Source organism: Dongia sp., from assembly GCF_041909655.1.
In the GTDB taxonomy this organism is placed as follows: Bacteria; Pseudomonadota; Alphaproteobacteria; order Dongiales; family Dongiaceae; genus Dongia.
The window spans coordinates 239,627-252,262 of sequence record NZ_JAYRDA010000007.1 but is presented as its reverse complement, the minus strand read 5'-3'; the positions used below and the strand labels follow the sequence as shown (position 1 = coordinate 252,262).

The 12,636-nt window shown below is 60.9% G+C and carries 7 protein-coding genes; 4 read left to right on the top strand and 3 right to left on the bottom strand.

Annotated features, from left to right (window positions below):
- Window positions 1–5,577: DUF5801 repeats-in-toxin domain-containing protein (locus ACE3PR_RS16235; RefSeq protein ID WP_374374008.1), on the bottom strand; the 5,577-nt coding region annotated here is incomplete at its 3' end.
- Window positions 5,578–6,049: 472 nt separating this feature from the next.
- Between ACE3PR_RS16235 and greB the strand changes: the two genes are divergently transcribed.
- Window positions 6,050–6,613 (top strand): transcription elongation factor GreB, encoded by a 564-nt coding sequence (greB, locus tag ACE3PR_RS16230; RefSeq protein WP_374374006.1) that lies wholly within the window; start codon window positions 6,050–6,052, stop codon window positions 6,611–6,613.
- Here greB and ACE3PR_RS16225 read toward each other — a convergent pair whose 3' ends face one another.
- A complete protein-coding gene (locus tag ACE3PR_RS16225) occupies window positions 6,614–7,387 on the bottom strand; it encodes an SDR family NAD(P)-dependent oxidoreductase (protein WP_374374004.1) in 774 nt (257 codons plus the stop codon).
- A gap of 41 nt (window positions 7,388–7,428) precedes the next feature.
- Window positions 7,429–8,208, bottom strand: coding sequence for a FadR/GntR family transcriptional regulator (locus ACE3PR_RS16220; protein ID WP_374374001.1), 780 nt, complete (start codon window positions 8,206–8,208; stop codon window positions 7,429–7,431).
- A gap of 500 nt (window positions 8,209–8,708) precedes the next feature.
- Between ACE3PR_RS16220 and chvE the strand changes: the two genes are divergently transcribed.
- The 3 genes from chvE to mmsB all read left to right on the top strand — a co-directional run bounded on the left by chvE (window position 8,709) and on the right by mmsB (window position 12,626).
- Entirely contained in the window at window positions 8,709–9,728 is a 1,020-nt protein-coding gene (gene chvE / locus ACE3PR_RS16215; RefSeq protein WP_374374023.1) for a multiple monosaccharide ABC transporter substrate-binding protein, read from the top strand.
- Between the two features lie 146 nt (window positions 9,729–9,874).
- Entirely contained in the window at window positions 9,875–11,431 is a 1,557-nt protein-coding gene (mmsA, locus tag ACE3PR_RS16210) for a multiple monosaccharide ABC transporter ATP-binding protein (protein ID WP_374373999.1), read from the top strand.
- A 1-nt stretch (window position 11,432) separates the two neighbouring features.
- The gene (gene mmsB / locus ACE3PR_RS16205) at window positions 11,433–12,626 is read left to right on the top strand and encodes a multiple monosaccharide ABC transporter permease (RefSeq protein WP_374373997.1); all 1,194 of its coding nucleotides are present in this window, start codon (window positions 11,433–11,435) and stop codon (window positions 12,624–12,626) included.
- The last annotated feature ends 10 nt before the right edge of the window (window positions 12,627–12,636 follow it).

Genomic DNA, 12,636 nt, shown 5'->3' with positions numbered 1-12,636 from the left:
GTCATCATTCGCCTTGGGGCCGTCATCGTCGATGACGATGTCGATCTTGGCAGTGACGGTGTCGTTGTCGCCGTCCTTGGCCTCGACGCCGAACGAGAAGTTGAGGTTGTCCTCGTAGCGGATTTCGGTCTGGCCGGTGCTGGGATCGTTGGTGAGCGTGTGCTCCAGCGCCTGCTTCAGATAGAAGGTGAAGTCGCCGCTGCCGTTCATCGACATCGAGAAGACGTTGTCGCTGCCGGGCGAGGTGCCGCCCTTGATCACGCCGTCGGTGATGGTGATGTAGACCAGCTGACCGGCCGAGGTGTAGAGGCCGTCCAGCGGAATGACCTGGCCCGACTGGGTCGTGATGGTGAGACCGGTGAACTTGGGACCGGTGCCGCCATCGGCGCCGAAGTCGACATTGACCTCGCCATCGACCTTCTGCCACGAGCCGCCCGGCCCGGCAGATTCACCTTCCGGACCGTCGCCGTTCGACGACGAATTGTCGTTGTCGTCCGGGTTGGTGTCGGAATCCTGGTTGCCGTTGACGAGCTTGTCCTCGTCGACCCGGCCCTTGCCATCCTTGGAATCGCCGTCATGGCCGAACTTCACTTCGATGGTGGGCACGTCGTCCTTGATGTTGATGACGACATCGGCCGATTGCTTGTCGCCGTCGCTGTCCTCGACAGTGACACCGATGGTCACGGCCTTGGTATCGTTGCCCGGCTGGGTGTGCTTGATCGGCTGGTTGAGGTCGAACTCATAGCCGCCGTTCTCGGGACGGATCACGAAGTAGACGGTGTTGCTGCCATCGACCTTGCCGTGCCATTCGTTGCCGACCTTGACGAGTTCGATCGGCTGGCCGGCGAGGTTGCAGATATCCGTCTTCAGCACGAAGCTGACAGTGCCGTTCTGGTCGGCGCCGACGCCGCCCTTCGAGCCGAAGTCGAGGTAGAAATCGGCTTCGTCGTCGCCGTCATTGATGCCCTCTTCCTTCACCAGGTTGTCGCTGTTGTGCGGGAACTTGATGGTGAAGCTGTCGGGGGCGTCGTCATCGACCACGAACTTCAGCGTGACCGGGATCTTGTCGCCGTCACGATCGGCGGCGGTCAGGCCGAACTGCAGCAGCAGGTTGTTGTATTCGGTCCAGCTGCTGCCGGTGCCCTGGTTGCTGTGCTCGAGGGCTTCCTTCAGATCGAAGGTGAACTCGCCATTGGGCTTCACCGTCAGGGTGAAGGCGGTACGGTCGTTGTAGAGACCCGGGACCGACACATAGCCGGTGATGACCAGGTCGCTGCCGACATATTCGCTCTTCAGCAGGATCGGGTTGTTGTCCTTCGAGGCCGACACGCCGGCCGGCGTGTCATTCGCAAAGGCGACCGCGAAGGGATTGCCCGTGGCCGGACCGTCGGCGCCGTAATTGATGTCGATATTGCCGCTGACCTTGTTGCTGCCGTTGTCGTCGCCGGGGGCGCCATCGGCGTCCTGGTTGCCGACATAGGGGATGTAATCTTCATCCACCAGGCCGCCGGTATGGCCGTTGGCATAACCGGTCTTGGTGTAGCAGATCTCGTCGAGCTGCGGCTTGTCGTCGTCGATGGTGACGCAGACATCGACCTTGGCCGTGTCGCAATCCTTGTCGGCGATGGTCACCGTGAACACGAAGTCCAGATTGTCTTCGTAATCGTTGGTCGGGTGATCCAGCGGCTCCTTCAGCGTGACCTTATAGTCGAGGCCGTTATCGCCGACATTGGTGAGCTCGACGGTGAGGACGACGCGGTCGGTATCCGGGGCCGCGTAGCCGATCAGGGTGTTGGTGGCCGGATCCCAGGCGAACTGGACCGACTTGCCGTCGACCGTGGTGAGGGTCGAGATCGAGCTCAGCGACACCATGCCGAGGCCGTCGGCATAGGTGAGATAAGTGATATGGCCGCCGACGGTGTTCTCGCGACCGTCCTGATCGAACGGACCCCAATTACCGCCGACATTGTCGGCACCGTCGCCGTCCTTGTTCCAGACGTTGTTGTCGTTGCCGTTCGGCAGGCCGTCTTCGTCGATGGTGACCGAGGTCGTGCTGAGGTGATGCTTGACCAGCGGTTCGCCGTCGAGCACGTCGATCTCAAGCTTGGCCCAGTCGTAATCGCCGTCCACGTCCTCGAGGGCGTAGTGCAGCTTCTCTTCGATGCACAGCTCTTCGCAGGTCTTCACGCCGACCAGCATGAAATCCGAATTGTCGGAACCGTTCTGGCCGTTATTGACCGCATGCAGTTCGACGGTGTCGAACTCGACGCCGAGGTTGATGTAGAAATCGACCAGGCCGTCGGCATCGCCGAAGATCTTGCCGCGGCCGACTTCGACGCCGTTGTCGAAGGCAACCCATTCCAGCACTTCGGCGTTGTTGTTGTCGAAGTTCTCGATGCCGTCGCCGTCAACCGAGTTGAACAGCGTGCCGACCGTGATCTTGGCCGCCTGGGTATCGCCCGGCAGCTTGATGGTGAGCACTTCGCCACCGTCGACCTCGGCGCCGACCTGGCCGCCGCCGATGCCGATGCCGGCATAGGTCTTGCCGCCGACGGTGATTTCCTTGGTGCTGAACGAACCGCCCGACGCTTGCAGATCAAGGCCGTTCACTTCGAACTTGGCAAGGACCGCATTGAGGCTGCCCGGCAATTCGGTGCCGTTGGCATCCTGCTTAAGGCCGTAATATTCCTTCTCCGAGTTGTTGCCCGGATTGGCGGTGTATTCGTAATAGCCGAGCTCGTTGGTTTCCCACGAATTGTCGCCCGGGGCCACCGGATCCGCATGATCGGCATCCACCACGACCTTGAAGTGGCCGTGCGGGGTGTCGAATTCGACCACGCCGTTCACCAGCGTGACATTGCTGACGTCGCTGGTGGCTCCGTTCGGGAACACCGTCGTCGTCGCCGTGCCGGTGTCGAAGTCGAAGGTGATGATGGTGTTGCCATACTTCAGGGCCGAGATGGTGTGGTCGTGATCGACCGACAGCTTGTCGCCCTTGTTGTCGTTGTTGATGCCGTCATTGCTCTTGCCGAGCACCAGATTGCCGGTGACGGTGTTGAGCGTGCCGTCGGGATAGTACGATTCCTCGTCGAGGACCGCCTTGTCGTCCTTGGCGTCGGGGGCGTCATCGATGACCGCGACTTCCAACTGCGCCTGCACCGAGTCACCGTCGAAATCGGTCGCCTCGAAGAACACCAGGGCCTTGCCGTTGGCATCCTTCAGGGTCAGCGGATCGTTGGCCGAATTGTCCCAATCCGGGCTGGCGGCGTTGCCGTCATTCGGGTTGTTGATCTGGTGATACTGGACAAAGGTCAGCTCGCCCGAGCTCGGGTCGAGATGCAGCACGAACACCGGAACGGCCGTGCCCGTGCCATCGAGGCAATACTCGCCTTCTTCGTTCTGGACGAAACGGGCCGTATCACCGCCGCCATTGCCCTCGTCTTCGCTCGGCGGGGTCGCCATGCCGATGATGGTGTTGGCGTCGAGCTGGTAGGCCGTGACCTGCACCTGCACCGGCTGGCCGTCCACCATGATGGTGATGAACCAGTTGGTGAGCGAGCTGTTGATCACGTCGCCCTGGTTCTCGCCCGACTGGCTCTTCATGAACAATTCGAAGGCGCGCTTGTCGGTGCCGTCCTTGGGCGCCAGCGGCGTGCCGTCGGAAGCGTTGTTCCAGTTGCTCCAATCCTTGATGTTCGGATCGTCGACGTAATTGCCGTCCTTGTCGGTCGGCGTCGAGTCATCCTGGTCGAACAGCGTGTCGCCGGCCTGGTCGTTGCCGCGGGCCTTGCCGTCGGCACCGAAGCTCACCGACAGGGTGGTCTTTGCGGCACCCAGCGGATCGGCGCAGAAATTGCCGTTCTGCATGAATTCCGGGGCCAACTGCGACAGGATATCCTGCTGGTAGCCGATGTCGACGTTCTCGCCGCTGGCATCGCCATGGCCGATACCGTCCAGCATATCGTCGACGGCGTCGGCGGCTTCGCCGGCCTCGCCATTGTCGAGATCGTCGGTGTTGTTCCAGCCGCCGATCAGGTTGCCGTTGGCATCGTAAAGGGTGTGCTGCTCGCCCTTGCTCTCGTCATGGCCGAGCGTGAGGTCGGCCTTCACGATCGCGATCGGCACGTCGAAGCCACAGAAGCTCGCGTAGCAGACTTCGCCCAGGAAGGGCTTGTCGTCGATCTGTTCGAAGGTCAGGGGCGTGGGGAAGTTGGACGGCACGGGGCCGCTATCGCTGTCCTGCAGGAAGAACGGCACGTCGATCGAGAGGATGTCTTCGCCCTCATCCGGGTGATCGACCACGCCATACATCGTGTAGGTGATGCCGATCTCGGAATTGCCCGATTCAGTCGGCTCGGCGCCCGTGAACACATCGTCGTTCACGCCGATGGTGAAGACCACCACGTTGTAGGCGCAACCGTTGAACATCACGGTGTAATAGGCGACGACCATCTGGCCCTGGCCGTCATTGGCGCCCGGCGCGCTTTCCGGCACTTCCGGCAGCAGCGCATAGGTCAGTTCATGGCCATGCGAGGTCAGGCCCTTGGCAACCAGCTGATCGATCAGCGGCACATCGCCCGGGCCGTCATTGACGCCGTTGCCATTGGCATCGAGCACCAGCTTGCCGGGCAGATCGCCGAAGAAATTGATCTCGACCACCGCGGTGACCGAAAGCGGTTCGCGGTCCTGGTCGATGCCGCCCGGGAACGGGCCATTGTTGTCGTCGGAGATGAAGGGGAACAGGCCGCTCTTGCCGTCCGCGTCGCTGCCGAACCAGGTGTCGGTCTGGCTGCCTTCTTCATGGTCCTTGGTGTCGAACGGATCGTTGCCGTCGTCATATTGCTTGCCGAGCACCCATTTGGGCTCGCCACCTTCGCCCTCGCGCGCCAGCGAGGGGAGCTGCTCGCCACCCTCTTCTTCCTTCGGATTCAGGCGATCCAGCAGATCTTCATCGCAGCGCGGACCGTGCAGGTCGTCTTCGTTGACCGGATTGGCCTGGCGAATGTTGAGAACGATCGGATCGGTATCGCCGTCTTCCTCGACTTCCTCGAAGATGATGCCTTCGCGCTCGATCAGGCGATATTCAAGGGCCGTCGGGTCGAGACCGCCGATGCCGTTGAGGCCACCGATGCCCGCCAGCGGATCGAAGGGCGAGAACACGCCGCCATTGTTGTCCGGCCCCGCGCCCTGGTCACCCGCACCCGGGCCGGCTGCCGTTTCGATATCGAGGTTGGGATCGGTCGCTGCCACCACCGCGGCGACGTCGATCGACTGGCCATTCACGTCGATGAGGTTGACATCCGCTTCACCCGTCGCCGCGACGTAACCCTGCAGGATGACGGTGATGTCACCGACCTTCACCGCGAGGTTGCCGTTGCCGTCGTCGAGGCGCGCAACCATCGCGTCCTGCGGGAACGGCAGCTGGATCGTCTCGCCAGGCGTCACCTGGATGCGAACAACGTTCTCGCCCTGGGGCAATTGGACCTGGGTCGCACCCTGGGTCAGGTTTGCCCGCTCGACCTCGCCTTCGCGCACGGTCGTGGTTTCGGTCGAAATACCGGTGGTGTCGGTGGCCATGTCTCGCTCCCCAGAAAGACGAATATCCCAAAACTGCGAGCCCGGCGGTCGCGCTGGCGGCGTCAGGGACGCAGCCGGCAATGACAGCCTCTCGTTGCATGGGATACTGCCGGGGTCCCCCTGGAGAGTCTCCGGCCTTTTTAAGGAATTAAGATAAAATGGTGTGAGTATTTTAGTTTATTTTCGAAGACTCGTCGAAAAAGTGACTTGTTGCCGCAGATTGTTCTTAATTCTGACCGATTGGTTGGGAATTTTCCGAGAAAGTGATCGAAGCGGTTCATCACACCTTTTGGTCGAGAGATTCATGGATCGTGGGTGTAGTCGTGTAGAAATGAACTCCTTAATAATTGAATATCTACCTCTCTCTTCCCATCCTGAAAATGGCTTCAGCGCCCGATGGGCGCCTTGAAATCGGCAAAGACGTCTGGGCTGGAGACGAGATAGTTTGCGCTGTTGCCGCCAAGGAATGACCATGACCCAGGAAGATCTTAGTTTCAGCGCCGCCGACGATGCCGAAGATGCGCCGGACGCGCCGCCGCCAGGCACCAAGAACTACATCACACCCGCCGGCCTCGCCCGGCTGCAGGCCGAGCGGCAGCAGCTCTGGCGCGTCGAGCGGCCGGAGATCGTGCGCGTGGTGGAATGGGCCGCCGGCAATGGCGACCGGTCCGAGAACGGCGACTACATTTACGGCAAAAGGCGGCTCCGCGAGATCGACCGTCGCCTCCGCTTCCTCGACAAGCGCATCGCCGCCGCCGAGCCGGTCGATCCCGCGCAGCAGAAGAATCGCGCTCAGGTCTTTTTCGGCGCGACCGTCACCTATGCACGCGAGGATGACCGCGAGGTAACGGTCACCATCGTCGGTATCGACGAAACCGAGAGCGGCAAGAACTGCATCTCGTGGATTTCCCCGGTGGCGCGCGCCTTGATGAAGGCGCGCGTGGGCGACGTCGTCACCCTGCGCTCGCCCACCGGCATCGAGACCCTGGAAATTCTCGCAATCAGCTATCCGCCGGTTGAATCAGTGGGGAGCTGATCAGACCCAGCCGCCATCGACAGTGAATTCCTGGGCCGTACACATCCTGGAATCATCGGCAGCCAGAAACAGAACCATGCGGGCAAGATCGACGGGCATGACGCGGCCGGCGAGGCATTGCTGGCGGTCGATCTCCGCATCGCTCTCGGCATTGACCCAAAGCTGCAACTGGCGCTCGGTCATGACCCAGCCGGGCACCACCGTGTTGACGCGGATATTGTCCTTGCCGACATCGCGCGCCATGCCGCGGGTGAGGCCGTGGGTCGCCGCCTTCGAGGTCGTATAGGCCGGCATGCCGCCCTGCTTCGCCTTCCAACTCATCGAGCCGGTATTGATGATGGAACCGGCCTTTTTCCTGATCATGCCCGGCAGCACCGCCTGCATGCAGAAGAAGTATTGCTTGATGTTGATGGCGGTGCGGTCGTCCCAGTATTCCGGTGTCACATCTTCCCATTTGTGGCGCTGGTCATGGGCGGCATTGTTCACCAGGACGTCAATATCGCCGAGGGCTGCCGCAATATCCTTGACCGCCTGCCGCAGGGCATGGGTGTCGGTGAGATCGCATTTGATGAACAGCGGTTTGACGCCATATTGCGCCTGCAGATCTTCGACCAGCTTGGTGCTGCCTTCGACATTGACGTCGACGAAGGCGACCTTGGCACCCTGATCGACAAAGGATTCGACGATCGCGGCACCGATGCCGCTGCCACCGCCGGTAACGAACACCACCTTGTCCTTGAGCGAAGGGTAGTGGCCGAGATTGCTGAGATCCATTTTATTGCCTTGTGGTCTGGAATCGGTTGAACGGAGCTTCTTTAAGCAGCCGCGACGGGGCGGCGGGTGGTGGGTCGTTTCCGGCTGGCCGCCACCAATTGCACGATTCGTCGGGTATCGCGCAACAGGCCGCGGACGGCAAGCCGCGCCGCTTCCGGCTTGCGTGCGCGGATGGCCAGCAGAATCTTGCGGTGCCCCGGCAGCGTGCGGCCGATATCGCCGCGCTGGCTGGCAGTATAAGTGAACATGCTGCCCAAAGCGGATTCAATAACGAGGCCCAGCGGCGCCAGCAATTCATTGCCGGCGGCGAGCAGGATCGCCTGATGAAACAGAACATCGGCATCGTTCCAGGCGCTGAGGGTTTTCGCCTCAGCCATCTGCTGGAAGGCCGCCTCGATTTCCATCAATTGGTCCGCCGTGCGATTGGCGGCGGCGAGCGCTGCCGTCTCCGGCTCCAGGATTTCCCGCACTTGCTGCATGTGCACGAGAAAATGCACCGGATTTGCTGCGGCGCAATACCAGCGGAGCACATCGCGATCCAGCAAATTCCATTGCGCCCGGGGCAGCACGCGCGAGCCGATTTTCGGCCGCGACTGGATCAGGCCCTTGGCCATCAGCATCTTGATCGCCTCGCGTACCGCGGTGCGGCTGACGCCGAAACTTTCGCACCATTCCGCCTCATTGGGCAGCAAGGTACCGGGCGCGAACTCGCCATTCAGAATGCGCGCGCCGATATCCTGGGCCAGGCCGCGGTGCAGGCTGCCACGCACTTGCGGCAGCGCCGCGGCGCTGCCTTTAATTTTTTTTCTGACCCCTGACATAACTCCCAGTTTCCCTTTATTCGCGGGCGTTTCTTTTTCTTTGCCCGGCCCCTGATCGATCTTGAATCACGCCTGTATAGCACGCGCCGGCGAGAGCGCCAGACAGCATCGAAAATACTCTCTACACCCCGGTTATTTATCATACAAACGAAGATTGCCGCTCCATATTTTGTATGATAAAAGCCAAAATCAAGTCGGCTTAAGCGCCCATAAAAACCGGGCGCGGCCATCCTCCGGGAGGAACCATCATGAGGTCAGTGCGCCAGCGGCGCCGGCGCGGCGCCCCGATTTTCTCGCCCCTGATTTTTTCACGGGGAGAACCTTCTTCAGCAAAATATTTCAACCGCGGCGTCGCGATCACCGGAATGTGTCGCGCGGCGCGCCTGGGTTGTCCCTAAGATCACCCAATTCTACCGGACCATAACATTCGCCTATCAACACTTGGGAGGAACAACGTGAAGAAACTGCAAACTTTCCTGGCGGCGGCCGCTGTCGGCCTGATGGCCATGACGGCACCGGCGATCGCCCAGGACAAGGGCACGATCGGCATTTCCATGCCGACCAAATCCTCGGCGCGCTGGATCGATGACGGCAACAACATGGTGAAGGTGTTCACCGACAAGGGTTACGGCACCGATCTGCAATACGCCGAAGACGACATCCCGAACCAGCTCGCCCAAATCGAGAACATGATCGCCAAGGGCGTCAAGGTCCTGGTGATCGCGGCGATCGACGGCACCACGCTCAGCCAGGCGCTGCAGCAAGCCGCCGATTCCGGCATCAAGGTGATCGCCTATGACCGCCTCATCCGCGATTCCGGCAATGTCGATTACTACGCGACCTTCGACAATTTCCAGGTCGGCGTCCTCCAGGCCACCACGCTTACCGACGCGCTGGGCCTCAAGGACGGCAAGGGCCCGTTCAACATCGAGCTTTTCGGCGGTTCGCCGGACGACAACAACGCCTTCTTCTTCTATGACGGCGCCATGTCGGTTCTGCAGCCCTATATCGACAGCGGCAAGCTGGTGGTCCAGAGCGGCCAGATGGGCATGGACAAGGTCGGCACGCTTCGTTGGGACGGCGCCGTGGCGCAGGCCCGCATGGACAATCTGCTTTCGGCCTATTACGCCGACAAGCGCGTCGATGCCGTGCTCTCGCCCTATGACGGCCTCTCGATCGGCATCCTCTCCTCGCTGAAGGGTGTCGGCTATGGCAGCGCCGATATGCCGATGCCCTATGTCTCGGGCCAGGACGCGGAAGTCCAGTCGATCAAGTCGATCCTCGCGGGCGAGCAATATTCGACGATCTTCAAGGACACCCGCGAACTCGCCAAGGTGACGGCCGAGATGGTTGACGCTTTGCTGGCCGGCAAGGAAGTCCCGGTCAACGACACCAAAACCTATAACAACGGTGTCAAGGTCGTGCCGTCCTACCTGCTGAAGCCGGTGGCCGTCGACAAGACCAATTGGGAAGAAATCCTGATCGGCAGCGGCTACTACACCAAGGATCAGGTTCAGTAACAATTCGACCAGGTGCGCTCGGCCGGCATGGCCGGGCGCACCTGTTTTCTTTGATTGAATTCTGGGGCCAGCTCTGTTGTGGTGAAAGTCGACCAGGAATATTGGCCGACTTTTTTCGTTTAGGCTGGCTGGGACAAACGCCACCAATGGACACATTCGCAGACCGCGCCGGTACGGCGCCCATCCTTGAGATGCGGGGAATCACCAAGACCTTTCCCGGCGTCAACGCTCTCGACAACGTCAATCTCAGCATCCGCGCCGGCGAAATCCATGCCGTGGTGGGCGAAAACGGGGCCGGCAAATCGACCCTGATGAAGGTCCTCTCCGGCGTCTATCCCCATGGCAGCTATTCCGGCGAAATTTATTTCGAGGGCGAGGAGCGGCGCTTCCGCGACATCGGCGACAGCGAGAAGCTCGGCATCATCATCATCCATCAGGAACTGGCTTTGGTGCCCCTGCTCTCGATCGCCGAGAACATTTTCCTCGGCAACGAGCCGGCCAGGAACGGCATCATCAACTGGCCAATTGCCTTCAAGCGCACGCAGGAGCTGCTGAAGAAGGTCGGCTTGAAGGAATCGCCCGACGAGCTCATCACCAATCTGGGTGTCGGCAAACAGCAATTGGTCGAGATTGCCAAGGCGCTGGCCAAGGAAGTGCGCCTCCTCATCCTCGACGAGCCCACGGCCAGCCTCAACGAAAGCGACAGCGACGCGCTCCTCGCTCTGCTGATGGAATTCCGCCGCCAGGGCATCTCCTCGATCCTGATCTCGCACAAGCTCAACGAGATCATGAAAGTGGCCGACCGGGTCACGGTGTTGCGCGACGGCGCCACGGTCGATCTGATGGATTGCCGCGGCGAAGAGGTGAACGAGGACCGCATCATCCGCTCGATGGTCGGCCGCGAATTGAAGGACCGCTATCCGAAGCGTGACCCCAAGATCGGCGAACCGATCCTCGAGGTGAAGAACTGGGTAGTCTATGACGCCCAGCATGCCGACCGGCAGAAGATCAAGGGCGTCGATTTCCACGTCCGCCGCGGCGAAGTCGTCGGCATCGCCGGCCTCATGGGATCCGGCCGCACGGAACTTGCCATGAGCCTCTTCGGCCGCTCCTATGGCCAGAAGATCAGCGGCGAGGTCGTCATGCACGGCAAGCCGATCGATGTCAGCACGATCGAAAAGGCGCTGAAACACGGCATCGCCTATGCGACCGAGGACCGCAAGACCTACGGCCTCATCCTCATCGACGACATCAAGCGCAACGTGACTCTGGCCAATCTCGGCGGCGTCTCCACCCGCGGTGTCATCGATGACGGGCGGGAACTCACCGTCGCCAACAAATACAAGCGCGAGCTCAATATCCGGGCACCCTCGGTGTTCCAGCAGACGGTCAACCTCTCGGGCGGCAACCAGCAGAAGGTCGTGCTCTCGAAATGGCTCTTCGCCGAGCCGGAGATCCTGATCCTGGACGAGCCCACGCGCGGCATCGATGTCGGCGCCAAATACGAGATATACACCATCATCAACCGCCTCGCCGAAGCCGGCAAAGGCGTCATCGTCGTTTCATCCGAGATGCCGGAATTGCTGGGCATTTCCGACCGCATCTATGTGATGAACGAAGGCAAAATGGTCGGCGAGATGCCAGCCAGGGAAGCGTCGCAGGAAAAGATCATGCGCGCCATCATGAAGTCTTGGGAAGATTGATATGACTCAGCAAACGGCCACCAGCGAAGACACGCGGCACGGCAGCCTCGGCGCCTTCATCAAGAGCAACATCCGCGAATACGGCCTGCTGTTGTCGCTGATCGTGATCATGGTGTTCTTCCAGGTCGCAACCAACGGCGCGCTCTTCAAACCGCTCAACCTCACCAATATCGTCCTCCAGAACAGCTACATCGTCATCATGGCGCTGGGCATGCTGCTCATTATCGTGACCGGCCATATCGATCTCTCTGTGGGCTCGGTGGCGGGCTTCATCGGTGCGGTAGCCGCGGTCCTCATGGTCCAGCAGGGCATGCATTTCGTGCCGGCGGCCATCATCTGCCTCGCCGCCGGTGCGCTCATCGGCGCAGCGCAGGGCTATTTCGTCGCCTACCAGAAAATACCGTCCTTTATCGTGACGCTGGCCGGCATGTTGGTCTTCAAGGGCCTCGCGCTCTACATCCTGGAAGGAAAGTCGGTCGGTCCCTTCCCGCCGCAATTCCAGCTCCTGAGCTCGGGCTTCATTCCGAATTTTCTGCCGACCACCTTCCACACCACGTCGATGCTGATCGGCATCGCCGTCACCCTGCTGGTACTTTATTTCAATCTCCAGGACCGGCGCGGGCAGCAGGCCCATGGCCTTGCCGAGGAACCGATGCTGTTCTTCGTCGGCCGCAACGCTTTGGTGGCCATCGGCTTCATTCTGTTTTCCTATCTGCTGTCCTCCTACAAGGGCCTGCCGAACGTGCTCATCGTCATGTTCGCCCTCATCGCCCTCTATGCCTTCATTACCTCCTCGACCACGATCGGCCGGCGCATCTATGCGCTGGGCGGCAACGAAAAGGCGGCGCGGCTGTCCGGCATCAAGACCGAACGCCTCACCTTCTACACCTTCATGAATATGGGCGTGTTGGCGGCCCTGGCCGGCCTCATCTTCGCCGCCCGCCTCAACACGGCGACACCCAAGGCCGGCCTCGGCTTCGAGCTCGACGTCATCGCCGCCGTCTTCATCGGCGGCGCCTCGGCCTCGGGCGGCGTCGGCAAGGTCATCGGCGCCGTGATCGGCGCCTTCATCATGGGCGTCATGAATAACGGCATGTCGATCCTGGGCATCGGCATTGATCTCCAGCAGCTGATCAAGGGCCTGGTGCTGCTGGCCGCCGTCTTCCTCGATGTCTATTACAAAAAGAAATCGTAAGGGTCACCGA